This is a genomic window from Paenibacillus rhizovicinus, from assembly GCF_010365285.1.
Lineage (GTDB): Bacteria > Bacillota > Bacilli > Paenibacillales > Paenibacillaceae > Paenibacillus_Z > Paenibacillus_Z rhizovicinus.
On record NZ_CP048286.1, the window covers coordinates 6,514,649 to 6,540,926 of the forward strand.

29 protein-coding genes are annotated in these 26,278 nt (G+C 54.9%); 16 read left to right on the forward strand and 13 right to left on the reverse strand.

Going from position 1 to position 26,278, the window contains the following annotated elements; translation table 11 throughout:
- Positions 1-8: 8 nt before the first annotated feature.
- The 6 genes from GZH47_RS29085 to GZH47_RS29110 all read right to left on the reverse strand — a co-directional run bounded on the left by GZH47_RS29085 (position 9) and on the right by GZH47_RS29110 (position 4,768).
- The gene (locus GZH47_RS29085) at positions 9-2,228 is read right to left on the reverse strand and encodes an MMPL family transporter (RefSeq protein ID WP_162644512.1); all 2,220 of its coding nucleotides are present in this window, start codon (positions 2,226-2,228) and stop codon (positions 9-11) included.
- A 97-nt stretch (positions 2,229-2,325) separates the two neighbouring features.
- Positions 2,326-2,868, reverse strand: coding sequence for a GNAT family N-acetyltransferase (locus tag GZH47_RS29090; protein WP_225446262.1), 543 nt, complete (start codon positions 2,866-2,868; stop codon positions 2,326-2,328).
- Between the two features lie 71 nt (positions 2,869-2,939).
- Positions 2,940-3,572 carry a hypothetical protein gene (locus GZH47_RS29095; RefSeq protein ID WP_162644514.1) on the reverse strand — a complete coding sequence of 211 codons (633 nt, stop codon included), beginning with the start codon at positions 3,570-3,572 and terminating at the stop codon, positions 2,940-2,942.
- A 12-nt stretch (positions 3,573-3,584) separates the two neighbouring features.
- Positions 3,585-3,992, reverse strand: coding sequence for a permease prefix domain 1-containing protein (locus tag GZH47_RS29100; protein ID WP_162644516.1), 408 nt, complete (start codon positions 3,990-3,992; stop codon positions 3,585-3,587).
- Between the two features lie 2 nt (positions 3,993-3,994).
- Positions 3,995-4,321 (reverse strand): PadR family transcriptional regulator, encoded by a 327-nt coding sequence (locus tag GZH47_RS29105; protein WP_161694379.1) that lies wholly within the window; start codon positions 4,319-4,321, stop codon positions 3,995-3,997.
- A gap of 267 nt (positions 4,322-4,588) precedes the next feature.
- Entirely contained in the window at positions 4,589-4,768 is a 180-nt protein-coding gene (locus tag GZH47_RS29110; RefSeq protein ID WP_162644518.1) for a hypothetical protein, read from the reverse strand.
- 209 nt (positions 4,769-4,977) lie between these two features.
- On the opposite strand from GZH47_RS29110, the gene GZH47_RS34300 reads away from it, so the two are divergent.
- The 12 genes from GZH47_RS34300 (at position 4,978) to GZH47_RS34455 (ending at position 16,601) form a co-directional block, all read left to right on the forward strand.
- Positions 4,978-6,321 carry a potassium channel family protein gene (locus GZH47_RS34300; protein WP_225446263.1) on the forward strand — a complete coding sequence of 448 codons (1,344 nt, stop codon included), beginning with the start codon at positions 4,978-4,980 and terminating at the stop codon, positions 6,319-6,321.
- Positions 6,322-6,524: 203 nt separating this feature from the next.
- Positions 6,525-7,004: a DUF6530 family protein gene (locus GZH47_RS29120; protein WP_162644520.1), complete on the forward strand. Its 480-nt coding sequence runs from the start codon at positions 6,525-6,527 to the stop codon at positions 7,002-7,004.
- A gap of 13 nt (positions 7,005-7,017) precedes the next feature.
- Positions 7,018-7,431 (forward strand): GIY-YIG nuclease family protein, encoded by a 414-nt coding sequence (locus GZH47_RS29125; RefSeq protein ID WP_225446264.1) that lies wholly within the window; start codon positions 7,018-7,020, stop codon positions 7,429-7,431.
- A 63-nt stretch (positions 7,432-7,494) separates the two neighbouring features.
- Entirely contained in the window at positions 7,495-8,067 is a 573-nt protein-coding gene (locus GZH47_RS29130) for a GNAT family N-acetyltransferase (RefSeq protein ID WP_162644522.1), read from the forward strand.
- A gap of 301 nt (positions 8,068-8,368) precedes the next feature.
- Positions 8,369-9,934: a histidine kinase N-terminal 7TM domain-containing diguanylate cyclase gene (locus GZH47_RS29135; RefSeq protein ID WP_162644524.1), complete on the forward strand. Its 1,566-nt coding sequence runs from the start codon at positions 8,369-8,371 to the stop codon at positions 9,932-9,934.
- Between the two features lie 608 nt (positions 9,935-10,542).
- Positions 10,543-11,313: a phytanoyl-CoA dioxygenase family protein gene (locus GZH47_RS29140; RefSeq protein WP_162644527.1), complete on the forward strand. Its 771-nt coding sequence runs from the start codon at positions 10,543-10,545 to the stop codon at positions 11,311-11,313.
- 280 nt (positions 11,314-11,593) lie between these two features.
- A complete protein-coding gene (locus tag GZH47_RS29145; RefSeq protein ID WP_162644529.1) occupies positions 11,594-11,902 on the forward strand; it encodes a phasin family protein in 309 nt (102 codons plus the stop codon).
- Positions 11,903-11,915: 13 nt separating this feature from the next.
- The gene (locus GZH47_RS29150) at positions 11,916-13,589 is read left to right on the forward strand and encodes an ABC1 kinase family protein (RefSeq protein WP_162644531.1); all 1,674 of its coding nucleotides are present in this window, start codon (positions 11,916-11,918) and stop codon (positions 13,587-13,589) included.
- A 263-nt stretch (positions 13,590-13,852) separates the two neighbouring features.
- Entirely contained in the window at positions 13,853-14,863 is a 1,011-nt protein-coding gene (locus GZH47_RS29155) for an ABC transporter substrate-binding protein (protein WP_162644533.1), read from the forward strand.
- Positions 14,864-14,867: 4 nt separating this feature from the next.
- Positions 14,868-15,683, forward strand: a complete 816-nt coding sequence (locus tag GZH47_RS29160) for an ABC transporter ATP-binding protein (protein ID WP_225446265.1) — start codon at positions 14,868-14,870, stop codon at positions 15,681-15,683.
- Positions 15,664-16,464 carry an ABC transporter permease gene (locus GZH47_RS29165; RefSeq protein ID WP_162644535.1) on the forward strand — a complete coding sequence of 267 codons (801 nt, stop codon included), beginning with the start codon at positions 15,664-15,666 and terminating at the stop codon, positions 16,462-16,464. Before GZH47_RS29160 ends, GZH47_RS29165 begins: the two co-directional genes overlap by 20 nt.
- Before the next feature lie 8 nt (positions 16,465-16,472).
- Positions 16,473-16,601, forward strand: coding sequence for a hypothetical protein (locus GZH47_RS34455; protein WP_263866881.1), 129 nt, complete (start codon positions 16,473-16,475; stop codon positions 16,599-16,601).
- 33 nt (positions 16,602-16,634) lie between these two features.
- Here the strand turns inward: GZH47_RS34455 and GZH47_RS29170 are convergent, their stop codons facing one another.
- Positions 16,635-17,432 (reverse strand): class I SAM-dependent methyltransferase, encoded by a 798-nt coding sequence (locus GZH47_RS29170; protein WP_162644537.1) that lies wholly within the window; start codon positions 17,430-17,432, stop codon positions 16,635-16,637.
- 222 nt (positions 17,433-17,654) lie between these two features.
- Here GZH47_RS29170 and speD point away from each other — a divergent pair, with 222 nt between their 5' ends.
- Together speD and GZH47_RS29180 are read left to right on the forward strand one after the other, a co-directional pair.
- The gene (gene speD / locus GZH47_RS29175; protein WP_162644539.1) at positions 17,655-18,467 is read left to right on the forward strand and encodes an adenosylmethionine decarboxylase; all 813 of its coding nucleotides are present in this window, start codon (positions 17,655-17,657) and stop codon (positions 18,465-18,467) included.
- 210 nt (positions 18,468-18,677) lie between these two features.
- Positions 18,678-19,424 carry a 2-phosphosulfolactate phosphatase gene (locus tag GZH47_RS29180; protein ID WP_225446266.1) on the forward strand — a complete coding sequence of 249 codons (747 nt, stop codon included), beginning with the start codon at positions 18,678-18,680 and terminating at the stop codon, positions 19,422-19,424.
- A gap of 111 nt (positions 19,425-19,535) precedes the next feature.
- Here the strand turns inward: GZH47_RS29180 and ytxJ are convergent, their stop codons facing one another.
- The 4 genes from ytxJ to GZH47_RS29200 form a co-directional block, all read right to left on the reverse strand.
- Entirely contained in the window at positions 19,536-19,883 is a 348-nt protein-coding gene (gene ytxJ, locus GZH47_RS29185) for a bacillithiol system redox-active protein YtxJ (RefSeq protein WP_162644541.1), read from the reverse strand.
- 118 nt (positions 19,884-20,001) lie between these two features.
- Positions 20,002-21,930 carry a glycosyl hydrolase family 18 protein gene (locus GZH47_RS29190; protein WP_162644543.1) on the reverse strand — a complete coding sequence of 643 codons (1,929 nt, stop codon included), beginning with the start codon at positions 21,928-21,930 and terminating at the stop codon, positions 20,002-20,004.
- A 132-nt stretch (positions 21,931-22,062) separates the two neighbouring features.
- A complete protein-coding gene (locus GZH47_RS29195) occupies positions 22,063-22,341 on the reverse strand; it encodes a YxcD family protein (RefSeq protein ID WP_162644545.1) in 279 nt (92 codons plus the stop codon).
- 2 nt (positions 22,342-22,343) lie between these two features.
- Entirely contained in the window at positions 22,344-22,778 is a 435-nt protein-coding gene (locus GZH47_RS29200; RefSeq protein ID WP_162644547.1) for a hypothetical protein, read from the reverse strand.
- A gap of 154 nt (positions 22,779-22,932) precedes the next feature.
- On the opposite strand from GZH47_RS29200, the gene GZH47_RS29205 reads away from it, so the two are divergent.
- A complete protein-coding gene (locus tag GZH47_RS29205; protein WP_162644549.1) occupies positions 22,933-23,463 on the forward strand; it encodes a DUF309 domain-containing protein in 531 nt (176 codons plus the stop codon).
- A gap of 183 nt (positions 23,464-23,646) precedes the next feature.
- On the opposite strand, the gene GZH47_RS29210 is transcribed toward GZH47_RS29205, so the two are convergent.
- Positions 23,647-24,207: a beta-class carbonic anhydrase gene (locus tag GZH47_RS29210; RefSeq protein WP_162644551.1), complete on the reverse strand. Its 561-nt coding sequence runs from the start codon at positions 24,205-24,207 to the stop codon at positions 23,647-23,649.
- Between the two features lie 76 nt (positions 24,208-24,283).
- Entirely contained in the window at positions 24,284-24,610 is a 327-nt protein-coding gene (locus tag GZH47_RS29215; protein WP_162644553.1) for an iron-sulfur cluster biosynthesis family protein, read from the reverse strand.
- A gap of 126 nt (positions 24,611-24,736) precedes the next feature.
- On the opposite strand from GZH47_RS29215, the gene GZH47_RS29220 reads away from it, so the two are divergent.
- Positions 24,737-26,254 carry a carboxypeptidase M32 gene (locus GZH47_RS29220; protein WP_162644555.1) on the forward strand — a complete coding sequence of 506 codons (1,518 nt, stop codon included), beginning with the start codon at positions 24,737-24,739 and terminating at the stop codon, positions 26,252-26,254.
- Positions 26,255-26,278 lie beyond the last annotated feature (24 nt).

Sequence of the window (26,278 nt, forward strand, 5' to 3'; positions counted from 1 at the left end):
TTATTGAGTTAAGGATGCAGTCTTTTGCTAGTTTGTGGTATCGAGATCTTCTTTTGCTTGGGATCTGCTTGTTTCCTGGAAGCTATTTCGTTCATGACGGACTCTCCTTCGATGTCTACGTTCGGCAAAATGCGGTTCAGCCATTTCGGCAAATACCAAGCCGACTTTCCTAGCAATGTCATGATTGCGGGGACGAGCGTCATGCGTACGACGAAGGCGTCGATGAGAACGCCAAGCATGAGCGATAAACCCATCGCTTTGCTTGTCGGATCCGGCGAGAAAACAAAGCTGCCGAATACAAAGACCATGATCAGTCCGGCTGCGGTAACCACGCGTCCGCTATGGCCGAGTCCGTCCTTGACGGCTTGCCGCGCTTCTCCGGTATGCGTGAAGTCTTCGCGCATGCGGGAGACGAGGAAGACTTCGTAATCCATCGCGAGTCCGAACAGGATACCGGTCAGCAGTACGGGCAGGAAGTTGACGATCGGGCCTGCCGCCGGAATGCCCAGCAAGCCGGCGAAGTGACCGTACTGAAAGACCGACACGACGGCGCCGAGTGACGCGAGCAGCGACAGCATGAAGCCGAGAACGGCTTTTATCGGCACGAGCAACGAGCGGAATACGAGCAGCAGCAAGATGAACGCAAGCACGATAATGATCGATCCGAAGAGCGGGAACGCTGTACTCAGGCGGTCGGAGAGGTCGATATTCAGGGCGGTGACGCCTGTAACCATCAATTGGACCGGAGAATCTTTTGCAAGCTGGTTGCCGCGTTCTCCTATTGATTTCACTAAGTCGTGCGTGAGATCGTCGTTGGGTCCGGTCATCGGCGTCACGCTGACGATGGCTATATTGCCGGCTTCATTAACCATGGGCGGCGAAGCAGCAGCGACGTTCTGCATTTTCCCAAGGTCGCTTGCGATCTTAGCGGCAGCCTCCTGCACTTGCGCTCCGTCCGTGGATCGGATGGCGATGGCCAGGGGGCCGTTGAATCCGGGGCCGAACCCTTCGGACAGCAGATCGTAACCGCGCCGCGACGAGGATTCGGTCGAGTGCATGCTATCGTCCGGCAAGCCAAGCCTCATATTCAAGGCGGGCAGTGCAAGCGCGCTTAGCCCGAGGATGCCGACGATAAGGATCGGGATCGGGAACCTCGCTGCGAATTGTCCCCACCGATAGGCGAAAGGCTTGCTTCTCCGGGTATGCGGCTTGCGTCTGCGAACTTTCGAACGGATGCGGCTGCCAATGAGCGATAAAATCGCCGGAATCAAGGTGATGGCAATGAGGACCGAGATAAGAACCGTAAACGAAGCGGATAATCCCATGACGCTCAAGAATGGAATGCCCAGGACCGCCAATGAAGCGAGGGCGATGATAACCGTTAGTCCCGCGAAGATAACGGCGCTGCCTGCCGTGGCCGTCGCCAGCGCGATTGACTCTTTGATTTCCATTCCGCCGTCCACCTGCTTGCGATGGCGGGAAATAATAAATAAGGAGTAGTCGATGCCGACGGCCAAACCTAGCATGAGCGCCAATATCGTGCCCGTTGAATTCATGTCGAAGAAGTTGGCGCCGTAATAGACGCACATGACTCCGATGCCGACGCCGATGATGGCGGACAGAATCGGCAGGAACGCCATACGGAACGAAGCGAACGTAACTGCAAGCACCACGAAGGCGAAAACGACGCCAATGACTTCAGAAAAGCCGCCGCCGGACTCTTCGTTCATGTCAACGGAGCCTCCCAGCTCAGTCTGAATACCGGCATCACGAGTAAGCGCGATGCTGTCTATGAGATGGGTTTTGGATGCTTCAGACACGTTCTCCGCGATCGCTTGGTAGCTGACATCGGCGTATCCAATTCGCTTGTCTGCGCTTATCGCGTCGGTATCGTATGGATTCATGACGGCGGTAACGGCTTTATCCTTGCGAACTTCCTCCAGCATCTTGTTCACCGTCTGCTGCGTGCTTTCGTCCGATAGTTTCGTTCCCTCGGGTACGGAGAACACGAGTCGGACGGAACCTCCGTTCGCTTGCGGGAATTGTTCATTCAACAGGTCAAGCGCTCGCTGGGAGTCGGTTCCCGGAATGAAGAAGTTGTTGCTGACAGGACCTGCTGCCATTGTGCCCAAGCAGATTGCCGCGATGAGCAGGACGGCCCAAAGACCAATGATGAAGCGAGCCCGACGGGCGGACCAGTGACCTAGCCGATATAAATATTTTGACATGCTTGTAGCCTGCTTTCCGGGCATACCAAATAGACCACCGGATGCATAGCAGCATGTGGTCTATTCAGTTGCGTAATGTGTACGTGCTTGCTAACTATTAACGTTGCGGCAGTTGTTTCTCGTATAAGCAAAATCCGCTCGGCGACGTGCCTTTGAAGGTATAGCCAAGTCCGCTGTAGAAGGCGTTCAGTTTCGGATTGCTGGCGATGCAATCCAAGCGCATGACGGTTTTACCCGGGAACGAAACGCCGTTCTCCGCCCAATGTACGATATCGGCGCCAAGGCCTTGTCCCGAATAATCGCGGTTGATCGCAAGCCGGTGAAGGTAAACGACGGATTCGTGACCGTCCGCGCCCCATAAGTTATGATCCCAATCGCCCGGCACTTGCATAAGAAGGACGATGCCTGCCAGCGTATTGCCGTCCCGGAACAAGAACAGCTCACCTTTCTCGATATGTCCGGCAACGTTATGATGGTCATCTCCGGCCAGCAAGGCGCTCCATTGCGTCGAGCCTTGGCTTTGCAGCCACCTTGCCGTGCCGACGAGCAAATCCATGACGGCCTGCGTATCGTGCGGTTTGGCCTGCGAGACGGAAATACGCGCATTGGCGTGATCGTTGTGCATAATAAAATTGAGCATGTGGTCGGTCAACTCCGTTAATGTAGGATGCTAGTTCAAGCTTCTATTGTACTATCCCACCGTACGAAGGTTCAAACCGTAGGTTTCTTCACAAAATAATACATGCTGAGCGGCCACCAGATGACGGCGAAGATGGGGTAGATCGCCCAAATATCCGACGGCGACGTGACCGCGTTCACCATGATGAACAGCGCGCAGGTAAGCAGCGAGGCGCACAGCGCGAAGGAAAACCACTGCCTCCGTTGGCTGAAGTAGATCGACATGGGCCACCACAGGACCGCATAAGCCGGGAAGATGATCCACGGAAACTGCGGAGCGAGAAGCAGGTTCAGCAAGCCGTAATAGATGATGATGCAGAAGCTGCCGGCGAGCGCCATCGCAAGCGTACCCGCGAAACGTCCGGCATACATGAGAATGGGCCACCAGACGACGGCGAAGCCGGCGTACAAGATCCACGGATAATCCGGTGAATTCACGATGTTCTGGTAAGCCAGATAGGCAATGATGAGTACGGTGGATGCCAAGGAGTAAGCTTTGATCCTGCCCGTGCCTGCGTAATAGAGCGCTAGCGGCCATTGCAGCAGAGCAAAAGCAGGGTGGACGAACCAAAGTTCTCCCGGCGTGGTGAGGAAATTAACGAGCATCAAGAAGAAGATGGACATGAAACTGCCTGAAACGGCAAATGCTACGCGATGTGTTCGCATCGGATCGCCTCCTTATTTCCAACCGAGCCATCTGTAGAACATGACGAGCGGCCACCAGGCGACGGCAAAGGTCGGGTAGACGAACCAAATGACGTCCGGCGTGTAGTACACGTTAATGAACAAGAAGAGCGCGATGATCAATCCGCTGCCCCATAACGAGAAGCCGAGATGCAGGCCGACCTGCCGTTTGCTGGAGCCCTGTTTACCTTGTTTGACGCCGAGTTCCTGTTTGATGTCCGAAATGTCGCCGAATTCGACGATGGCCTTGTTGGTGGCGTCTTCTTCGGACTTGCCGCTGCGCATGAGATCGAACACTTTCTCCTCCAGGTTTTGCGTGATCTCTTCTTGGATCGCCTGCTTCTGTTCGCTGTCCGGTATGTCCGCGAACCATTCGTCCACATGCGTTTTGATTTTTTTCATTGTCATAGTCCCTCCATGAATATATTGACAATCTCTTTGATTTCGTTCCATTCCTCGACCGTTTCCTTGAGGTAAGCCTTGCCGAGCTTCGTGATCTTGTAGTAGCGGCGTTTGCCGCCGTGCGAAATGTCGCCGAGATACGATTCGATCAGTTCCTTGCGCTCTAACCGCTGGAAAACCGCGTAAAGCGTCGCTTCTTTGATTTGAAACCTGTCGTCCGTACGGACGCTGATTTCTTTGGAAATCTCGTACCCGTAACGGTCTTCTTCATAAATCAGCCGCAAAATGATGGCGTCGAGATGGCCGCGGATTATATCGCTTCGAATCATGCGGGGTCCTCCTGTTCTTGTTCTTGGACTATGCAATCGCCGGTTAGTCATTGCTCTGCGTCGCAGTGCTCTATGTCACAGTGCTCTACCTCATAGTGTTCTATCTGATAGAGTTCTATCTGATGGAGTAAATGTATCACATCATTACTCTATGTGTCAAAGTAATAATTGAAAAAGGTTATGGGAAACGAAAAAGCGCCCGTTCCGGGGCGCTTTTTCTACAGCTTTGCTGTTGCAGGCTTGCTTCGTTCCTGTACGGAGCGCAAATTAACGCTTCTGAATGTTCTTGCCGCCTTTCTTCGCATTCTGGCCGCCCTCGTTGGCATACGTGCCGATGTTCCGGTTGATCTGCGAATTGTTGCTTGCATGCTGATTGATCGTAATCCATTTGTTGATCGTCACATAATAGATCCTGATGTTCTTGCCTCCGTGTTTGGAACGCTTCATCCGCGAATCCCCTCCATGCTTGTTTTCGTACATGATATGCGGCCTGCGAAGGTGCGCTTATGTGGATGTCCAAGTGCCGGCGAGATAGGTAACGGATTTGCGCGCCTTTTTTGACTCGAAACGGAGAACATCCGCATGGCGCATGGCATGGTGTGTTCAGGTTCGCCAATTGGGGTAAATAGGCTTCAAACGCGAAGGGAGCGGGAGCCATGCGCCTGTCTGAACGGATTTCGTCATCCAGGCATCTTGCGATGTCCTTGCTAATTATGGCGGCAAGCCTGGAATACGCGCTTGTCCATACGAACTATCACGGCGCGCTGACGTGCGTGAAGGCGGCCGCGGTGCTGGCGTTGGCCTGGGGATTCTATCTGGATCAGCGATTGATCTATTCGAACTGGCAAATGAAGCTGTCCGGACAAATGCTGCTGCATGTCGCGCTGCTGATTGTTGCGCTGTTTGGATTTCAAGCATCGATCGCCTGTATCCGAATGCTGGTGGAGGCAACGGGCGAATACGGCCCGGAACAATCCGAGCGGTTCGAGATCGGTCTGCAAATGATCGGGTATCCGCTGCTGCTCGCGCTGCTATGCGCATGCACGAACGGTTATATCCGCTGGCTGCGGCGAAATGCGAAGAACGTGACCCTGCTTCTGTATTTGTTCCTTTGGATTTGGTGCGGCGCTTTTTACTATTACATGGCGGAGCGGACGAAAGGCGATGATTTCGTTTTCTCGGAGCAGGCCAAAATCCAAACGACGCTGAAGGGCATCTCGGCGGATGACAAATACGATGCTTATGACCGCTACCGATTAGCAGAAATTTTAAAAAAATCGCAGTACAAGCAAGACTATATCAAGCTGCCTTCGAACGAATACTTGACGCTTGCTTCGGCCGGGATCAACTGGGGCGAAATTTATGAAGACCGGTTCGTCCGGGAAGGCTATCGATATTATTCCTTCGCGGCTTCGCCTGAGCCGTATCTACTGGATCCGAAACTGTTGGACTACGAGTCCCTGGAGGCTTGGGAGCCGTTCATGCATAAGCCGTACACGGAAGTCGAGGTGCGGTTATATAAATCGAACGATGATGCGGCAGGCGCGAATGCGGCGCTGAAATATCTATCGCCGGACGATGCCAAGCCGGCGGGCGAATCGGGGCTCGGGAAGCCGTCGAAGACGGTAAAGCTGTATTTTGCCGAGCGGGAGTACGAGCCGTTCATGCAGGTGTTCAAGAACGACCAGGAAGACAAGCATCTCAGCCGTTTGATCGCGGCTTCCCATACGCTGCTGGATAGCGACTTTCTCGAGCTGTACATCGGCATCAACGGATACGTGAACTACCATGTCGAAGACTTCTGGTATTTCAGCGCCATTACGATCACGACGCTCGGCTTCGGCGATATTACGCCGAACTCGACACCCGTTAGGAGAGTGGTCATGTTCGAGACGCTGTTCGGGGTGCTGCTGCTGGGATTTTATATGTCCAAGGTTGGCCTGAACAGACAGCGGCGGGAACAAGCAGGAACGAACAGCGCAGAAGAGTCGATTCGATAATCGGAGGCCGAGCGCCCATGCGTCTTTCGATTCTTTAAGGCACCGTTACTCGCTCGTACAGCGCGACAACGTCGGAAAAGCGTTCAATTCTCGGATAGAACAGCCTATTGACTTCTATTTCGTGAATCGGCTATGATCAATTATAGATTTAGTAAATAAGTAAATTAGTAAATTAGATAATGGATCAAGAATGGAGCATACTGATGAAAATTCCTACGACGTTAAAACATAAACCGGTTATCGTAGCCGAGAATTACGAGCAGATCGACGGCAGATACGTCGGGAACTCCGATGCGAAAGGCCTTTCCCTAGGCCTCGCGCAGTGGAATGACCGCGGCAAGCTCGATATTTCAGCTAAGGTATGGCGCTACACGGGCGAGAAATGGTCCAGGCAGTCCGAGGAATTGCCGCTTCACCGCGTGCTGGATTTGGCGATTCTGGTGAGCAGGGGACTAATGCATTTTCAGGATGCGTACCGCTACAAGGATCTGTACGATCCGGAACAACCGGTCATCGATCGGATCGGTTTGCAGGGAGACGCGATGACGATTGCCGTATGCACGGAGAACGAGAAGATCAACGAAGATATGAAGCTGTTCAACCAAGCGCTCAGCGATGACGGCGAGATGATCGGCGAACGGCTGCGGACGCTGTCCAGGATGCTGAAGGAGCTCGGCTATTAAGGAATAGGCAAGAATGAAAGGAGCATTAAACGGAATGACGCTCGATAAACAGAAGAAGAAGGAAATCGCTTCCGCGTACAAGACTTCGTTTCGCCCGATGGGCGTGTATCAGATTCGCAATACGGTAAACGGCAAGCTCTACGTGGACGGGACGATGGATCTCGAAGGCGCACGCAACCGTTTCGATTTCTTCAAACAGACGAACATGAATACGATGTCCGAGCTCAGGCAGGATTGGGCGGCCTTCGGCGGCGATGCGTTCGTCTTCGAAGAACTCGATCAAATCAAGCCTCGCGAAGAAACGTTGAACGATCCGTCCGAGCTGGCTTCGTACAAGGAAGAGGTTCAGGCCTTGCTGGAGCTGTGGCTGGAGAAGCTTCAGCCTTACGATGAGCAGGGTTATAATAAGCGCAAACGCAAGCTGTAAACAAACGGTAAGCAGCAGCAGACCAGAATGGCGATAATCCGGTTAATGGGGAGCGGGATCGATATGGCGGAAACGAGTCAGACGCAGTTAATGATGATAAAAGATGGGCTGGACGCGCTGCCTGCACTATCGCTGCCGGACGGCTATCAGGCGAGGAGCTTCCGTTCAGGCGATGAAGAGGCGTGGGAGCGGATCATCGGCGCATCCTTCGGCGAGGCTTATTCCTTCGCGAAGCATATGACGGAAGACGAAGCCTATCGGCCGGAACGGGTATGGTTCGTATGCGACCGCAGCGGCGTGCCGGTTGCGACCGCTTCGGCTTGGTTCAGGCCGCAATGGAATGCGGACACCGGCTATCTGCATATGGTCGGGATTGTGCCGGAGCATGCCGGACGAGGTTTGGGCTTATGGGTCAGTCTGGCGGCGCTCCTGCAGATGAAGCAGGAGGGACGGACGCGGTGCGTGCTGCATACGGATAATTTCCGCCTGCCCGCGGTTAAGACCTATTTGAAGCTTGGCTATATGCCCGAGGTCGTCGACGAGGCTCATGCCAATCGTTGGCGAGGACTGGCAGGCGTGCTGGGCAGACGGATCGATGGCGTAGATTCGTCTGGCAGCATCGTAAGCTTCGGCTAACAAAAATCAGGGATCGTCCACGGAGTCTTCGGCAGACTTCGTGAACGATCCCTATTTGTATGGCGATGCATTTAATTCGACAGGTCAGCGGCCTGCTCGATGAGCGCACGAATCGTCTTAACGCTCCCTTGATGCAGGTTATGTATCGATGACTATGAATCTCGCAGTTCATTATAGCATACGGAATTCGGCCGATATATCGAAAATTGCTCATGACATCAGGGTAGCGTTGTGGTACCATGAAGTCGACTTTTCGCCATAATCCTACAAGAAACTACAATGAATGCATAGGGAGCTATCGATGGGTTCTTCACTAACCATGTACATTTCGCTTGTTGCGACATCCGGCGTTTTTTCCTTGTTCCTATTTTTGTATGCGTATACGAAACGGGCGGAAATGCCAGGTGCCCGGACGTTCATGCTCTATATGATTGCGCAATCCATCTATATTTTCTCGGTTGCGTTCCAGATGGTCAGCAGCTCGCTGGATGAAATCATGCGCTGGACGATCATTCAATATATCGGCATGGCCCCTTCGCCTGCGCTGGGACTCATGGTCGTGCTGCAATATATCGGCAAACCGGTGACCCGCAAAATGGGGACGGCGCTCTTCGTCATTCCGGCCGTGAGCATCATCATGGTCGCCACGAACGGGTATCATCATTTGTTCTATAAAGCGGTTACAGTCCGTCATGGATCGTCGCTGCCGTACACGGATATCGTCATCGGCCAGTTTTACGTCTTATCCGGCATATTCACGTTCGGTTCGATGCTTGCGGGCGTCATCGTGCTGGCTCGCAGATGGCGGCACACGAAGCAGAATTACAAGAGGCAGCTCGCGACGTTGATTACCGGCCAGTTTCTGCCCATCGTGGCCGCCTTCGTTTATTTGATGGGTTTGATTCCGAACGGGATGGATCCGGTTCCGGTCGTCATTTGCATTACGTCGTCGATGTATATATGGGCGATCGTGTCCACGCAGATGCTGACGATCGTGCCGATTGCGAAAGAAATGATTTTCGAGAGCATGGACGAGGGCGTTGTCGTGCTCGATAACGCGAACCGGCTCATCGATTTCAACGGCGCCGCCAGCCGCATGCTGCCGCCGCTCGGGGACGGGATGATCGGTTTGTCGCTGGACGAGGCGTGGATCCGCATGACGGGTTCCGCGTTTCCGCTCGGCGGGATGTCCGGCATCGTGCAAGGTGAACTGAGGTGGAGCAATCCGAACGGCGAATTGTCCTACTATCAGGTCCGCGCTTCCGTCGTGCGCGGAAGAATCGGCGAAATCGTCGGCAATCTGTTGATGCTGATCGACGTCACGGAGGCAAGAAGGCTGCGGGATCAATTGGAGCAGCTTGCGTACCATGACGGATTGACGAAGCTTCTGAACCGTACGTCGTTCTTCCAGCGCGGCAAACGGCTGTTGAACGATACGCGGATAAACGGAGCGGCGGCTTCGGTCGTCTTGTTCGACATTGATTATTTCAAGCGGATCAATGATACGTATGGGCATGAAACCGGGGATTTCGCGATCAAGCATGTCGCTGCCGTCGTCTCGCGGCAGCTTCCGCCAGAAGCGCTATTCGCCAGGTACGGCGGGGAGGAATTCGTTATTTGCTTGCCGGCCGGGAGATCGGAAGCGGGGCGATTGGCGGAAGCTGCCCGCGCCGCGCTTGCCGCCGAACCGTTGCGCGCGAACGGGGAATCCATCGTCATTACGGCAAGCTTCGGCGTGTCCCAGTCCGCGGAATTCGACGGAGAGTCGCTGCCGATGCTGCTGAAGAACGCGGATATGGCGTTGTATGAAGCGAAAAGGGGAGGACGCAACCTCGTACGGTTATTCGAAGAGGCAGTTACGGTTTGATTAACGGGTCTTTCAATCGAAGTTAGATAAGAAGTAGATGAAAGCGGATAGCGGATAGAAGACAACGGCAACGTTGTTTTCTATCCGTTTTTTCGTGCTGTTCGAGAATTGCTGAGGAGCTTGTTTCCGATAGCGGCATATATTGCAGCTCCGCGCTCCCGTTCTTCTTCGAAGCCTGCGTCCCTGCAGCTCCAGACCGGTGCCTTGCTTGAAACGCCTGATGACCATATGCGAGTGTTGACATTGACGATGCCTTCCAGCACGTAGATTTTCTTGAACCAGAACCGTTCCAGCGCGGTTTCGTCTTCAGCAGCGCATCGCTCCTCTTAGCAATAAACAAAGGATTTTACGTTATGAAACTTTACATATGATTGTGTGAGGTTTTGGTTTCAATTTGAAGCCGTTCGGTTGAGGATACTATAACATTCGTAAATAAATTCGTCTATCGTCTAGATTTTATACTGGTTTTAGCCGCATTTGAGTTTACAGTTGCGATTGACGAGATCGTAATCGGACTTTTATAATCATGTTAGGAAACATAACGCATGTATTACATATTATCGGCTGCATCGAGCATTTAAAGTCCATTTGCAGGAGGAGGAGTCCGAGTGGGATATGTAATTACGAGGGAGCAAACCGATTTTTTCCGGAATGAGGGGTACATTCAATTGGACGACGTGCTGACCGAAGCCCAGATCGAAGAACTGTCCGATTATTTGAACGAGGTCATGCAAGCCAAGTCGGACGGCGGAGATAATCCGGAGCTAGACCGCGTCCTCAAAATGAGGATGAACACTTGGAAGGAATCCGCGGGCATGGCGAAATACTCCCTCAGTCCGCGGCTCGCGGAGCTTGCCATGCAGCTGGCAGGACTGTCCGGCGTGCGATTGTTCCATGATCAGGCCTTCTGGAAGATGCCCGGCGATTCCAAGCCTACGCCGTGGCATCAAGACGCGACGTATTTTCCCATGAAAGAGTCCGAGGTCATGACGATGTGGATCCCGCTCGACGACGTCGACGAGAACAATGGATGTCTGTCTTTCGTCCCCCGCTCGCATCAAGCCGGGAAGCTGGACAACGTCGATTTCGTCAATCCGGTCGATCTGTTCGATCTGGCCAAATCGACGTCCGCTGCTGGGACGGAGCCCGTCACGGTTCCGCTCAAACGCGGCAGTTGCACGGTGCATCACGGGTTGACGTTCCATTACGCCTATGCGAACAAGACCGATAAGCCCCGGCGGGTGCTCACGATCGTTTACATGCCCGAGCATGCGACGTTCGATGGCGGCAGCAATCATTTTTTGATGCGAGGGATGGATTTCGAGGACGGAGACGCCATCGTCGGCGACATGTTTCCCGTTCTGGCAAGACGCAGCTGAAATGCGCCGAAATGCATGTGGAGCCTGATTGGAACCGTCCCGGAATGGAGAGCGGTGACGGTCGGGCTTCTTTTTGTTGCGATTCTGGGTAAGAAACAGAGAAGAGACGGATTGCGCCGCTTGCGAACGGCGAAATCAGCCGTTCGGGCTGGTCTAGCTCTGGCTATGCGATTGGTAAGCATGGGAAGCACAGGGTATACTGGAAGCATAGCAGCATCGACATACCTCTCTGGCCGTAAGTGAGCACGTCCATTTTAGCATCGAAGGAGCCGTGATTCGTGTGAGAGAAACAATCGGAAAGGCCTTTTCGCTAGGCCTTGGCCTGGCGCATGCGGGCAAGGAGCAAGTGGAGAAAACGTTCGACGAGCTCGTTAAGAAAGGCGAGGTCAGCAAGACGGAATCCAAAGCGCTGGTGGAAGAATTACTGGTCAAAGGCGACGAGTTTCGAAATCGGATCGAAACGCTGGCGCGCGAGCGCGTTCAATCCCTGCTGGGCGAGAACAAGCTGGCGACGAAGGAGGATATCGCCCGCATCGAGCAGCGTCTGGACGCGCTGGAACGGGAACGGTTGAATCCGTCCGGGCAATGATCGGAGGCTGGCGATGAACGCGGGGAAACGGCTTCGGCAATTGCAGCGGTACCGGACGATCGCCACGGCTTTTGCGCGCAACGGGCTAGGGTACGTGTCGCATGAAATGGGGATCACCGATAAGCTGCTGTTCTTTCGAAGCGAAGAGAAGAAGGAGCTGCATGCGAAGAGCCTCGGCGAACGCATCCGGCTCATGCTGGAAGAATTGGGACCGACCTTCGTGAAGCTGGGGCAGATCGCCAGCACGCGTCCCGATCTCGTTCCGGCCGATATCGTTGCGGAATTGGAGCGGCTGCAGGACAACGTGCCTGCCGCGCCGTTCGAAGAGATCGCTCCCATCATCGAAGAGGATCTGGGAGCGCCCGTCGGGCAATTGTTTCGTTCCTTCTCCGAGGAGCCGCTGGCCGCGGCTTCGATCGGCCAAGTGTATCGGGCTTGCTTGCACGACGGCACCGCGGTTGCGGTTAAAGTGCAGCGTCCGGGCATTCAGCGGCTGATCGAGACGGATATGGAAATTTTGGCGGACTGGGCCCGGCTGGCCGAAAGCACGATGGAGTGGGCGCGTAACTACAAGCTGCGGGAGATTATCGACGAGCTCAGCCATGTGCTGCGCAAGGAGCTGGACTATGCCTTGGAAGGGCGCAACGCCGAACGGTTTCTAACCCAGAGCGAGCCTTTGGCGCATGTGCATGTGCCGGAGGTTTATTGGGATTACAGCTCGAAGCGCGTGCTCACGATGGCATTCGTGGAAGGGATCAAGCTGTCCGACCGCGTAGAGCTGGAACGGGCAGGGCTGGATACGCGCATGCTTGCGGACCGGTTCGCGACGACGATCCTCCACCAAATTCTCGTAACCGGCCACTACCACGGCGATCCGCATCCCGGCAACGTGCTGGCGCTTCAGGACGGCAGCTTGGCGCTGCTCGACTTCGGCATGGTCGGCCGGCTGAATCCCGGCATGAAGAAGCAGTTCGTATCGTTCATCATCGCGCTGCGCAATCACAGCTCGAAAGGCGTCATGCGCGCAATAACCAATATGGGCGTCATTCCGGATGACGCCGATATGGAAATGCTCGGCGCCGACGTCGACGAAATGCGAGAGAAATATTACAAATTACCGCTCAACCGCATCAGTTTCGGCGAAGTCGTGAACGACCTGTTCTCGCTGACGTTCCGGCATCGGATCCGCATTCCGGCGGAAATGACCTTGCTCGGCAAAGCGCTGCTGACGATGGAAGGCGTCGTCACGGCGCTGGACCCGGAATTCAGCGTCTTCGACGTGGCCGAGCCGTTCGGCAAGAAGCTGTTCCTCGAGCGGATCGATCCTCGCAATATCGTGAAGAATTGGATGGAGGACGTACCGGAGATGATCGATTTGATCAGCGACGTGCCGCTCAGCCTGAAGCAGCTGTCGCGGATCATCCGGCAAGGAAAGCTGCGCGTCGAGGTGGCCTCCCCGCAGGTGGACGCGCTGACGAAGCAAATGGACCGGATCAGCAGCCGGCTGTCGTTCAGCATCGTGCTGCTCTCGCTTAGCATCTTAATGGTCGGCTTGATCATCGGCGCCGCGTTGAACCATTCGAAATCCGTGTTCTGGCATGTCCCGATTATCGAAGTCGGATTCTTCGTCGCCTTGTTCATGTTCGTATGGCTCATCTTCGGCATGTTCCGCTCAGGACGTTTCTGAGACGGCAGCTTTGTTTCTTCGCAGCACGGATTCTTGCATGTAAGGAAGAGGTCAGCTAGAATGACGCCAACGCGTATCCATTGAAAATGTAAGCGTTATTGAATATGAACATCCGTCTAGAGCTTTGAATAGGATATTACCTATTCGAAGCTCTTTGTGTTTTTCCGGTGTTTGCGCCGGCGGACCGGTTCGGGCGCACCGTTCACATACAGCTTAATTGTGCATGAAATGAAGGACATTATGGTTGGTAAAGGAGAGTCATCATGAAAAAAACGATCAAACCAGTGCTTCTGCTGCTGGTTGCCCTGCTGCTTACGATGACGGCGGCCTGCGGCAAAAGCTCCAAATCGGATGAATTGACGACCGTCAAATTTTCCGAGGTTATCCGTTCGATTTTCTACGCGCCGCATTACGTTGCCATGTCGCAGGGCTTCTTCAAGGAGCAGGGCCTGAACGTGGACATGAACACGGCGCAGGGTTCCGACAAAGGCGCGGCCGCGCTGATCGCCGGCACCGCGGACATCTCCATGGTCGGACCGGAAACGACCATCTATATCTACAATCAGAAGGGCGACAAGACGCTCAAAGTATTCCATCAGCTGACCGCGAAGGACGGTTCCTTCCTGCTTTCCCGGGAGAAAATCGACAACTTCAAGTGGAGCGATCTCGCAGGCAAGACGGTCATCGGCTGGAGACCGGGCAGCTCGCCGCAGATGGTGCTGAACTCGCAGCTGACGAAAGAACAAGTCGCCGGCGTGAACGTCATCACGAACATCGCATCGCCCGCAATGGCAGGCGCGTTCACGAGCGGCCAAGGCGACTTCATTCAAGTCTTCGAGCCGGTCGCGTCGACGCTCGTCAAAGAAGGCAAGGCCTACTACGTCGCTTCGCTCGGCGAAGATTTCGGTCCTTATCCGGAAACGTCCTACGTAGCGACATCCGATTTCATCAAATCGCATCCGGACATCGTCAAGAAGTTTTCGGCTGCAGTCTCCGAAGGCGCAAAATGGCTGAACACGGCTTCCGACGACCAAATCGTCAGCGCATTGCGTCCTTACTTCGAAGGCACGTCGGATGATCTCATCCTTCAATCCGTCAACAGATACAAAGCGCAAGGAACATGGCCGACCGATCCCGAGCTGACGCAAGCGCAATTCGACGTGCTGCAGAACGTGCTGGTCGAGAATGGCGTGCTGAAAGCGGAAGACAAGATCGGCAAGATGGAAGACGTCGTCGACATGAGCTTCGTGCAGCAGCTCGGAAAGTCGAAGTGATCCGATGATGCACAGGGAGAGCGGTGCGCAACCGCGGCATGAGGAGCATATTCGGCTGGACGGCGTCGGGCTGAGCTATTTTACGCCCAGGGAAGAAACCGAAGCGCTGCGCGATATTTCGCTCTCGATCGGCAAGGGCGAATTCATCAGCATCGTAGGCCCGAGCGGCTGCGGCAAGAGCACGCTGCTCTCCCTGATTTCCGGCATGCTGAAGCCGACGAGCGGGAAGGTCTTGATCGACGGCGCGGAGGTGACGGAGCCTTCCGTTAAAGTCGGATATATGCTGCAGCACGACCATTTGTTCGAATGGCGGGACGTGCTCGGCAATGTCACCGTCGGCGCGGAAATTCGGCGGATGGAGAAGCAGGCGGCGAAGCGCAAAGGCGCGGAGCTGCTCGCCCGGTACGGTCTCGGCGACTTCTTGCGCCATGCGCCGGCCCAGCTGTCGGGCGGCATGCGGCAGCGGGTAGCGCTCATCCGCACGCTCGTCGCGGAGCCGGATATCCTGCTGCTCGACGAGCCTTTCTCCGCGCTCGATTATCAGACGCGGCTGACGTTGTCGGAGGAAGTATTCCGCATTATCAAGGACCAAGGCAAGACGGCGGTGCTCGTCACGCACGACTTGTCGGAAGCCATAAGCATGGCGGACCGGGTGCTGGTCATGGCGAAACGTCCGAGCACGATCGCTGCGGTTCACGATATCGTCTTCGACGAAGGCGACCGGCTGTCGCCTTGGCGCAAGCGTCAGGCCGCCAAGTATCACGACTACTTCAATGCGATCTGGAAGGAGCTGGAGGACCATGTCGTCTCCCCTTTATGAACGCTACCTCCGGGCTCAGCGGCGCAGGCAGTGGCTGATTTGGCTGACTCGGCTCGTGCTTCTGGCAGCATTTCTCTTCTTATGGGAATTCGCGGCACGCTGGCAATGGGTCGATTCGATGCTTACGAGCAAGCCGTCCCAGCTATGGACGTCATTTCGCGACCTGGCAAGTGGAGGCAGTCTGTATCATCATCTATGGATTACCTCGCAGGAGACGCTGATCGGCATCGCGCTTTCGATGGTGGTCGGATCGGCGATCGCGATTCTGTTCTGGTGGTCGACGTTCGCCTCGAAGGTGCTCGATCCGTATATGGTCGTGTTGAACGCACTGCCGAAGGTGGCGCTGGGGCCGATATTTTTCATCTGGCTAGGTGACCGGTACTCGGTGTACGGCATGGCGGTCGCGATTTCCGTTATCGTGACGATCATTATGATCGAGAGCGGATTCAAGGAAATCAGCCGCACGAAGCTCAGGCTTATGGAGTCGTTCGGTGCGACCAAGCTGCAAATGCTGGGGATGGTGCTGCTGCCGGCAAGCGTGCCTCACCTGATCTCGACGCTCAAGGTGAACGTCGGACTGACGCTCGTCGGCGTCATCATGGGCGAGTTTCTATCCTCGAAAGCAGGGCTGGGTTATCTGATCATCTATGGCGGCCAAGTGTTCCAAATGAATTTGGTCATGGTCAGCATCGCGCTGCTCGCGCTGTTGTCCGTGGTCTTGTACGGGCTCGTGAACCTGCTGGAACGTTTCGCGAAGCGCAACTACCATCATGAGTCATGACTCACTCATTGAAGCATGAACTGGCCGGGAAGCCGGAACATACGAAGCCGCTCATCATCGGAGCCGCGGAGGGCGAAGCATACGACCATCCGGGGCGCGGTGAAGAGCGGCTTTTTGGTTTGCTGCAAGGGGAATAGGGTAATAGGCGATAGCAGGCGACGATGCGAAAATCAGGTGCGAAGGTGAACGGGCGACTCGTCCTGCGGCTTAATCGCCATTACGCGCAACCGCTTGTAATCGACATGCCAGGATCCGTCCCGGAACAACGCCGTGCGCGTTTTCGAACCGACCTTGGCGAACAAGGCGTCCCGCTGCTGTTCCGTGAAGCCCTTGACGAAATCGTCAGCGAAGCCCGCGAGCCAGTGGCCGAGACCGTCTTCGCCGTCTTTCATCTGCGTCGGGCGGTCGAAATGCAAGGCGAATTTCACGTCGAAGCCTTGGTCCTCCAGCAGCTTGGCGTATTGCGCGATGCTCGGGAAATACCAGGGATTAAGGGCTGCCGCATCGATGCCGTAATCTTCTTTCAGCGCTTCGCCTAAGGCATCGATGATCGTCTCGCAATTTCCGCGGCCGCCGAATTCGGCAACGAAACGGCCCCCGCCGTTCAATGCGTTCCAGACGCATGCGATTACCCGTTCGGGATTCTTCATCCAATGCAGGGCGGCGTTCGAGAATACGGCATCGTAGGCAGCGTCCACCGTGAAAGCTTCGGCATTGCCGGTGCGGAAATCGATTTGGGGAAATTTGATTTTCGCGCTAGCGATCATGTTCTCGGACAAGTCCATGCCGGTTGCAATGGCCCCGGATTTGGCGAGCTCTTCCGTTAAGTCGCCGGTCCCGCAGCCCAAATCAAGAATCCTCTCGCCAGGCGCCGGACGCAGCAGCTCGATTACGCCTTTCCCCAAAGCCGAAACGAAATCAAGCTTATCGTCGTACTGATTGGCATTCCATTCATTGATAGATGTCATATCAATCACCTCTTGTCGTATGATGAGCCTATTGTCTCACGGGGATCTTTATAATAAAAATATATAATTCCTATTTCATCTATAGTCTGATACTATTATAATGCTGTTTATGTCGGAACGCCGGCGCAGCACACGGGGATAGAACCGGCTTATGCATCCCATTCTAAACAAGACGGATCTCATCATTCCGCATCAGCAACTACCACATAAGGGGGAAGTAAGTTGAAATTAACGTCCGAGCAGCGGATCACTTTGCATGGGTTCAACAACTTGACGAAATCGCTTAGCTTCAACATGTATGACATCTGCTTTACGAAAACGAAAGAAGAACGCGAAGCGTATATCGCTTACATAGATCAACAATACAATGCGGACCGTTTGACGGCGATCTTGAAAAGCGTTGCCGACATCATCGGTGCCCATGTGTTGAACGTGGCCAAGCAGGATTACGAGCCGCAAGGCGCGAGCGTGACGATGCTGGTGTCGGAAGGGCCGATTGAAACGGCTCCCAACGAGTCGTTCGAGGAATCGCCCGGGCCGCTTCCGGATGCGGTCGTCATGCATCTCAGCACGAGCCATATTACGGTGCATACGTACCCGGAATATCACCCGGATGAAGGCATCAGTACTTTCCGGGCGGATATCGACGTCTCCACATGCGGCGAAATTTCTCCGCTCAAAGCGCTTCATTATCTGATCCGTTCGTTCGACACGGACATCATGACGATGGATTACCGGGTTCGAGGATTCACGCGCGACATCAACGGCTACAAGCTGTTCATCGACCATGAAATCAGCTCCATCCAGAACTATATTCCGGATGAAATCAAGTCGTTGTACCATATGATCGACGTTAACGTGTATCAGGAAAATATTTTCCATACGAAGTGCAAGCTGCGGGAATTCGATCTGAACAATTATTTGTTCGGCTATACGAAGGACACGCTAAGCGCGGAGGAACAAGCGGAGATCGAGAAGAGCTTGAAGTGGGAGATGGACGAAATCTTCTACGGGAAGAATATGGTGTTTACTTAAGGTTAAAGATGAAAGCCAAGCGGTTGAATATGGCGGTCGTTGCGCCCTCATTTACGAGGCTGGAGCACGAAAATCATGGACAGGAAGGCGATGCCTCCTGTCTTTTTCTTTCTCTGGCGAGTAGCGGGCGATCGCGATACAATGATGATCAACGGAGCGGAACTGCTTGCATGCAGGCAGAGTCTAGGATTACGGCCGAGGAGGCGAACGGTGACCGTGGATATGGAAGTCTACCGGCAACGGAAGTATAATGCCCGTTTCGAATGGGGGCCGGAAGGCGTTCGCGCCTTGGCGCCGGTTTCGGATGTGATCGTCATTCTTGATGTCCTGTCGTTTACGACCTGCGTCGACGTCGTTGTCGGCCGGCAAGGCGTCGTATTCCCTTACCTCTACAAGGATGGGACCGCCGCCGAATACGCGCTGCGCAAGAAGGCCTTGCTTGCCGGCAACCGCGGCGAGCCGCTGTCCTTGTCGCCAAGCTCGCTTGCGGCGATCCAAGAACGGACGCGAATCGTTCTTCCTTCGCCGAATGGCGCGACCTGTTCGTTCATTGCCAATGATCATGCGTGCACCGTTATCGCGGCTTGTCTCCGGAATGCTGCCGCCGTTGCCCGCTTCGTCCGCGATACCGGAGGTGTCGTATCCGTGATCGCCAGCGGTGAAAGGTGGCCAGACGGGAGCTTGCGTCCTTGTTTCGAGGACTTGGCGGCGGCCGGTGCGCTGCTGAGCCAGCTGGAGGGCTATCGCCTCTCGCCGGAAGCGCAATACGCGGCTGCGGCATACGAGTCCAGTCAACGCCGTCTGCGTCAGATGCTGATGGAATCGAGTTCGGGTCAAGAATTGATCGCGAACGGCTATTCCGAAGATGTTGAAATCGCAGCACAACTAAACGCGAGCCAAGTCATCCCGATCCTGAACGACGAAGCTGCGTATGTCGCCGCGAATGCACGCCACTAAAAAGCCCCTTTCACTGAAGCGGTGTCGCGCTTCAGTGAAAGGGGCTCTTCGCATAAAACCGTCTAACGGTTAAATATCCAATCGTTCTAACGGTCAAACGACCCTAAGCGATTAGTTCATGACCGCTTTCATATGCGCTTCCGTAATGGACCAGTGCGAAGCCGTCCAGTACTTGGCTTTGTCCTTCACGAGGATGATCTGCGGAGATTCGTGCTTGACCGCGATATCCTCGGCGATTTGATTGGAGACGGGGCGGGATTCAATGACTTTGACAAGCACGTAATCCGCGTCGCCAGTTGCGGCGTCGCTGTTCAAGTAGTTCGCGAATTCGTTGTACGCGTTCGCGCTTACCGGACAAGTGGTGCTGTGTTTGAACACGACGAGCGGGCGGGAGGAGGAGCCTTCCAGCGCGGCATTCCATTCCTCGATCGATTGGATTTCTTTGTATTGTTGCGTCATAGCGATTCTCCTAACTGTTATGAAATGAGTTACAGTACTTCTTTCTCAACATCATACCATAACGAAGGGGAATAACACCACACTAGTCCCCATGAGGCGCGCGGAACATGGGAGCGGGTTATTTCTGCTGCAGCAGCACATGCCATAATGTGTCTTGCTCAAAGCCAAGCCGCCACGCGGCTATGCCGGCCAGATCGTACTTCTTCGCGATTTCCGCGCGCGCTTTGATCGTATCCGGCGTCTCGGCCCAGAAGACATGGGTATAGCCGTCTTGGCCGTTATACTTGTATTTGATTTGTCCGGAGGCGGCATCGTACGAGCCTTTCGCGCCAGTGGATTGAACCAAATCGGCGATGCTCTTCATGTAGATCGCCTGGCTGCCCACCGGCTTGCCGGCGGAGTCGACACGCCATTCGCGTACGTAGAACGGAATGCCGAGCATCATCTTGCTTCGGGGAATGCCGTAAGCAAGGAATTGCTGCACGCCTTGCTCCGTCCAGTCGAGCTCCGCGACGGAACCGGCTTCGCTGCCGCCTTGCCAATGCTGGTCGTAGGCCATAATGATAATCATGTCGACGATGCCTGCGAGGGCGCTATGATCGTAGGCGGTTTTGGCATCCCACAGCACGTCGCCGCGCGGCAAGTCGATGGACACCGTGAGCCCTGCTTGATGGGCAACGGCCGTGAGCGAGCGGATAAACTCGGTATACAGCGCCCTGTCGCTGCCGGCGAGACCTTCGAAATCGACATTGACGCCGGCGACATGCAGCTCGGCGAGCTTGGCGACCAGAGTTGTGATGAATTTGGTCTTGGCGACGGGGTCGCGCAGAAAGGCGCTGGTCAGCTTGCTGTCGAATTGATTGCTGACGAGCGGCGTTAGCTTGATGCCCGACGATCGAAGCGAATCGACGAGCGCGGCATCGGAGTCATCCGTTATCGAGCCGTTCGCGGCCGCCAGCTCGAACCAGGAAGGAGAATCAACGTCCAAGCCTTGCGTCTGGCCGAGCTGGGAGAGTATGGTCTGCGTATTGGATGAACCGTTCCACCCGAGGTAGAGCAGCTTGCTCTCGTTGTCCCAGATCGTCCGGCTGTCCGCCGTGACGACGGCGCTGTCCTTGTATTGGGCGGCGAATTGCACCGCGCTCTTGCGGGTATTGAAGGTTCTCAACAGTTTGTTGCCTTGGAAAACAGATAAATAAGGCATGTTCGTCCACCATGGAACGCCATCCTTCAGGACCGTTGCGCCGGCTAATGTCTTCGCATAAGCGATCGCGCTGTAAAGGCTGTAATAAGAACCGAGCGCCGGTCCCGATTGAATGACGGTGAAGGATGGAATATTGCTATGTACGACCTGGTTCGTCAATTCGTTGATGATCACCGTTCCAGGTTTGTTGGCTGATCCGCGAATGGCATCGAGCAAGAAGCTGTAAGCATCGCCGCCGAGCGGCACGCCGTTTTTGAATAAGGCGTATTTCGCCGTGGAAGCCCGCTGGGCAGCCTCCTGCGCCTCCGATAAATTATCCCATACCCATTGGTTCGCCGCTAAGTCCATAATATGACTATTGGCGTACGAGCTGGCGGCTTTCTTAGCTTCCGCAAGCGTTGCGAACGACCAGTCGGCAAGCGTCTTATCGCCTTGATACAACCGGTAATTCGGGAAGTTGGCATGCACGTATCCCGGCGCTTCCAGATCGCGAATTTGGGCAAACTTGGTTTTGCCCGCGAATTGCTTGGCTTCCGCCAGCGTTTGGAATTCCCGGCCCGGCGACGAAACGCCGTTCTCGTAGACTTTGTAACGCGGGAAATTGTCCCATACCCATTGGCGGCCCGTGATCTTCTCCACGTGGGCGTAAGCGAACGATTTGGCATAGCTGATCGCGCTCGTGCTGGTCTTGAATTCTCGAAGCGCTTGATCGTTCTGATAGACGCGATAGTAGTTCCCTTGGTCGGCGGCGGCTTGCGCATCCGAAGCGGCGAACGTCGTCAAACCGGCTTGCAAGGCCAGAGTAACGGCAATAACGGAGGTCCATTTGATTCGGTTTTGCATATGCGTGTTGTGCACTCCTCTCCCAATCTACGCTATTAGACGCGGCGAATCGGCAGAGGTTGCGAAAATTCGACAAAATAAGAACGACAAAAAACGGGGCAGCCGTCAGGCCGCACCCGTAAGTCGCTTGCGTTAGTCTTCGATATCCGCCCAAAACTCCTCGTCGGCGTCCAGCGTGATCTGGGAGCGGAACTTGCGAAGCTGATATTGCTTATACAAATATTGTTCGATCGCTTCTAGCAAATTCGCCTCGACCAAGTACTGGCTTCGGCCGTTTACCCAAACCTCGGCGGTAAAACCGTATTGCTCCTCCCATGACAGCTGCACTTCGACATCCGTCGGCGAGACGCCCCTGCGTTCCGCCATGTGGAGGCAAACGGCATTAATGATCTCGTCCGTGAAGATCCGCATCGTTAATACGGTCTCCGGTGTTCGGGATTCGTAGGTTTATTCCGTCGGAAGTAACGGACGATGCCGAGCACGAGCGCGATGACGACATAGATGGCTAGAACATTGACCAATAAGCCGAATATATTACCGAGGAAGCCCATATTGCCGAACAGGCCCCCGAACATCATACCCGCAAGACCGCCGATCATGAGTCCTTTCATAAAGCTGCCGCCGCCGAAAAAGCCTCGCTTGGTAGTCGTAGCAGCCGTGCCTGATTTCGTCGTGCCTGTGCCTCCGGACGTGCTCTTGTTCACGTTATCCGCCGGTTTGGACGGTGTCGACGTGAAGCTCTTCTTCGGCGACGAAATCTTCCCGCCGCGCGGTCTCGCATCCGCGGCTCCCGCACTGAACACGAAGAACAGCGCAAAAGCCATGAAAACCAAAATCCCCTTCTTCATCTGCAAGTCTCCTCCTGTTATTCTAAAGCTATTAGTTAGATTGCACTTCAGTACAATTACGTCTAATATAATCAAAGGTTTCATTTTTCATTCCTGTTCCAAGGATGAAACGGTTGCCGCCGTCCGACGGCGGCGGATAGAGTGGGGGATTAGGATGGGCAACGGCCGATATCCGGACGCATACGAATCGTATCTATACGAGTTTCACGCAACGCGGGATTATTTCGAATGCCACGAGCTGCTCGAGGAATATTGGAAGGCGCATCCCGATGACGGATTCGGGGATACGTGGGTCGGTTTGATCCAACTGGCCGTCGGTTCCTATCACTACCGCAGGGGCAACCGGCGCGGAGCAACGAAAATGTTAGACCAAGCTAAGGGTCGTATCGATAGATCGCGGCTTGCGGAGCTTGGAATCGACGGGGATCAGCTGCATGCCTTGATCGACGGCGCGATCGCGGGCGTAGAGCGGAACGAGGCATTCGTCGACGTCAATATTCCCATATGCGATGAACGGCTTGCCGAACGAATGAAGCTGGACGCCGCGAATCACGGGTTGGCATGGGGAGCGCCTAGCGGAACGGACGATGCGCTGATTCATCGGCATACGCTTCGCGATCGCAGCGACGTCGTGGCGGCAAGAGCGGCCGCGTTGGCAGCCAAGCGGAATGAGCGCGCCCATTGACGGTGCCGATTGAGGGATGGAACGGGAATGAAGATGTCCTGATCGACTGAGGGACCGCTGTCCATCGCCTTGGAGAATGGCTTTGCGAGAAGCAGCTTTCGGGAAGCAGCTTTAATGAATAAAAAGCTTCGCCTTGCCGGGTTATGCCCGTGCAAAGCGAAGCTTTTTTGCGTTTCGCGATTCTTATTCGTACCCGTCTACGATGAGATCCAATTTGCCCGTCGTCGGATGAATGATCAAGCCGTGAACCGGCGTGCCCGGCGGCAGCAGCGGGTGATTCTTGATGATGCCGACGCTTCGCTCGACGCTGTCCCGCACGTTGTCGAAGCCGGTCAGCCAGCGTTCCAGGTGCATGCCGGAATTGCTCAGCGTCCGGATGGTTTCTTCGGATACGCCGCTTTCGAGCATATGGCCGATGACGACGTCCGGGTTCAAGCCCGTCATGCCGCATTCGTGATGGCCGATAACGACGACTTCGTCGGCGCCAAGCTCGTACAGAGCGACGAGCACGCTGCGCATGATATTGCCGAACGGCTGCGTGACGATCGCGCCGGCGTTTTTAATGATTTTGGCATCGCCGTTGCGCAGGTTGAGCGCTTTGGGAAGCAGCTCCGTCAGACGCGCGTCCATGCAGGTTACGATGACCATCCTTTTGTCCGGGAATTTATCGGTCACGTACTTCTCATAATCGCGGTTCTCCACGAATTGTTCATTAAATGCTAGAATGTCTTGAATTCTGTTCAAGTTAGCTCCTCCTCCATGATTTCCACAGTATGTTGCCGATGATTCCGCTCTCTATGGTCTAGCGGACGGTATTCCTTTATCCATTCCTGTTCAACAAACGCAGATTAGGCGTGTACGTTTGACTGTCGCTCTTCAGAATGAACGCATTGCGCGACGGGTTGTAGTCGATCTTCAGCTCCGGTTCGAAGAACACTTCGTAATTAGGCTCGTACCAGACCGGATAGGGCGAACCGGAGCCGAGCTTGTCGTTCGCTTCCGGCTCGTCGACCACCAGCAGCGTCGGCACGCCGCTCATGACGCATCCGCAGCCCTCGGTGTCATACAGCAGTTTAAGGCTTTTGCTGCCGTCTGACAACGGTCCTGACAGCTGTTCCACAGCGCTGGGGGAAAAAGTAAAGTGCATGATGAGGACTCCTTTCCGCGAAACGAATCGTATATATGCGCAGGATTAAAGTTGATTATACGGTTTGCAAAAAGTATGATCAAGTAGCAGTCGAATAACGTCTAATTGAAAGGTGATGAAAAAACGTTGACGACATCAGGCGAAAACGAAGTATTGGCATTATTCACGGAACGAATCGCTCTTATCAAGAGCTACGAGGAAGCATTGGCCGTGCTTTATTGGGATTTGCGCACGGGAGCGCCGCGCAAAGGGATGGACGTCCGTTCGGAGGCGATCGGCAATCTGTCCGGGCAAATGTTCAAGCTGTCGACGGCGCCCGAACTGGGTGATTGGCTGACGGTGCTCGAAGCGCCGACTACATACGCGGCACTAAACGAGGTCCATCAGCGGCTCGTAACCGAAACGCGCAAGGATTACGACCGCAGCGTCAAAATCCCGCCAAAGCTTTATCAGGAATACGTCGTCCTGACGTCGCAGGCGGAATCGATGTGGGAAGAAGCGAAGGGAAACAGCGATTATGCTTCCTTCGAACCCTTCCTCGATAAAATCATCAACTATACGAACCAATTCATCGATCTCTGGGGCGTCAAAGGCACGCGTTACGATACGCTGCTCGACATGTACGAGCCGGGCATGACGACCGAACAGCTCGATCGCGTGTTCGGCGGCCTGCGGGAGAAGCTCGTTCCGCTGTCCGCGGCGATCGCGGCATCGCCGCATCAGCCGGAAACCGGATTTCTGGAGCAAACGTATGCGAAAGACGCGCAGAAGAAGTTCAGCCTGTTTATTCTCGAGCAGATGGGCTTCGATTTCGCCGCCGGCCGCCTGGACGAGAGCGCGCATCCGTTCGCGACAGGCTTGAATCCGGGAGACGTGCGGATTACGACGCGTTATCTCGAAGGCGACGTGACGAGCGCGCTGTTCGGCACGATTCACGAAGGCGGACATGCGCTGTACGAGCAGAACATTCGCCAAGACTTGGTCGGCACGACGCTTGCGACGGGAACGTCCATGGGCATTCACGAATCGCAGTCCCGCTTCTGGGAGAACGTGATCGGCCGCTCGATGAACTTCTGGAGCCGCTACTACGGCGATTTGCAGAAGCATTTCCCTGGCCAGCTGGACGTGCCGGTCGAAGACTTCTATCGTGCGACAAACGTCGTGCAGCCGTCCCTGATTCGGATCGAAGCCGATGAATTGACGTATAACCTGCATATCATCATTCGCTACGAGATCGAGAAGCTAATCTTCAACGAGGGCGTGAAGGCATCCGAGCTGCCGGCGCTCTGGAACGCGAAATACAAGGAATACCTCGGCATCGAGCCGCCGAACGACGGCGAAGGCGTACTGCAGGACGTACACTGGTCGGGCGGCGCATTCGGCTACTTCCCGTCGTACTCGCTTGGCAATATGTACGCGGCCCAGTTGACCGATACGCTGGAGCGCGAGCTGCCGAACTTCTGGGAGCTGGTAGAGAACGGGGATTTGCTCCCGATCAAGAACTGGCTGACGGACAAGATCTACCAATACGGCAAGCTGAGAACGCCGTCCGAATTGATCGAAGGCATCACCGGCAAGCCGCTGGATCCGGATTACCTCGTCGAATACCTGAAGAAGAAGTATACCGGCATATATAAACTGTAAGCGTCTGACCGAAACGACGGCGGC

What these genes read in the sequence shown, in the direction of transcription:
- GZH47_RS29085 (WP_162644512.1), bottom strand. Translation starts at nt 2,228, where the DNA reads ATGTCAAAATATTTATATCGGCTAGGTCACTGGTCCGCCCGTCGGGCT.
- GZH47_RS29090 (WP_225446262.1), bottom strand. Translation starts at nt 2,868, where the DNA reads ATGCTCAATTTTATTATGCACAACGATCACGCCAATGCGCGTATTTCC.
- GZH47_RS29095 (WP_162644514.1), bottom strand. Translation starts at nt 3,572, where the DNA reads ATGCGAACACATCGCGTAGCATTTGCCGTTTCAGGCAGTTTCATGTCC.
- GZH47_RS29100 (WP_162644516.1), bottom strand. Translation starts at nt 3,992, where the DNA reads ATGAAAAAAATCAAAACGCATGTGGACGAATGGTTCGCGGACATACCG.
- GZH47_RS29105 (WP_161694379.1), bottom strand. Translation starts at nt 4,321, where the DNA reads ATGATTCGAAGCGATATAATCCGCGGCCATCTCGACGCCATCATTTTG.
- GZH47_RS29110 (WP_162644518.1), bottom strand. Translation starts at nt 4,768, where the DNA reads ATGAAGCGTTCCAAACACGGAGGCAAGAACATCAGGATCTATTATGTG.
- GZH47_RS34300 (WP_225446263.1), top strand. Translation starts at nt 4,978, where the DNA reads ATGCGCCTGTCTGAACGGATTTCGTCATCCAGGCATCTTGCGATGTCC.
- GZH47_RS29120 (WP_162644520.1), top strand. Translation starts at nt 6,525, where the DNA reads ATGAAAATTCCTACGACGTTAAAACATAAACCGGTTATCGTAGCCGAG.
- GZH47_RS29125 (WP_225446264.1), top strand. Translation starts at nt 7,018, where the DNA reads ATGAAAGGAGCATTAAACGGAATGACGCTCGATAAACAGAAGAAGAAG.
- GZH47_RS29130 (WP_162644522.1), top strand. Translation starts at nt 7,495, where the DNA reads ATGGCGGAAACGAGTCAGACGCAGTTAATGATGATAAAAGATGGGCTG.
- GZH47_RS29135 (WP_162644524.1), top strand. Translation starts at nt 8,369, where the DNA reads ATGGGTTCTTCACTAACCATGTACATTTCGCTTGTTGCGACATCCGGC.
- GZH47_RS29150 (WP_162644531.1), top strand. Translation starts at nt 11,916, where the DNA reads ATGAACGCGGGGAAACGGCTTCGGCAATTGCAGCGGTACCGGACGATC.
- GZH47_RS29155 (WP_162644533.1), top strand. Translation starts at nt 13,853, where the DNA reads ATGAAAAAAACGATCAAACCAGTGCTTCTGCTGCTGGTTGCCCTGCTG.
- GZH47_RS29160 (WP_225446265.1), top strand. Translation starts at nt 14,868, where the DNA reads ATGATGCACAGGGAGAGCGGTGCGCAACCGCGGCATGAGGAGCATATT.
- GZH47_RS29165 (WP_162644535.1), top strand. Translation starts at nt 15,664, where the DNA reads ATGTCGTCTCCCCTTTATGAACGCTACCTCCGGGCTCAGCGGCGCAGG.
- GZH47_RS29170 (WP_162644537.1), bottom strand. Translation starts at nt 17,432, where the DNA reads ATGACATCTATCAATGAATGGAATGCCAATCAGTACGACGATAAGCTT.
- ytxJ (WP_162644541.1), bottom strand. Translation starts at nt 19,883, where the DNA reads ATGACGCAACAATACAAAGAAATCCAATCGATCGAGGAATGGAATGCC.
- GZH47_RS29190 (WP_162644543.1), bottom strand. Translation starts at nt 21,930, where the DNA reads ATGCAAAACCGAATCAAATGGACCTCCGTTATTGCCGTTACTCTGGCC.
- GZH47_RS29195 (WP_162644545.1), bottom strand. Translation starts at nt 22,341, where the DNA reads ATGCGGATCTTCACGGACGAGATCATTAATGCCGTTTGCCTCCACATG.
- GZH47_RS29200 (WP_162644547.1), bottom strand. Translation starts at nt 22,778, where the DNA reads ATGAAGAAGGGGATTTTGGTTTTCATGGCTTTTGCGCTGTTCTTCGTG.
- GZH47_RS29205 (WP_162644549.1), top strand. Translation starts at nt 22,933, where the DNA reads ATGGGCAACGGCCGATATCCGGACGCATACGAATCGTATCTATACGAG.
- GZH47_RS29215 (WP_162644553.1), bottom strand. Translation starts at nt 24,610, where the DNA reads ATGCACTTTACTTTTTCCCCCAGCGCTGTGGAACAGCTGTCAGGACCG.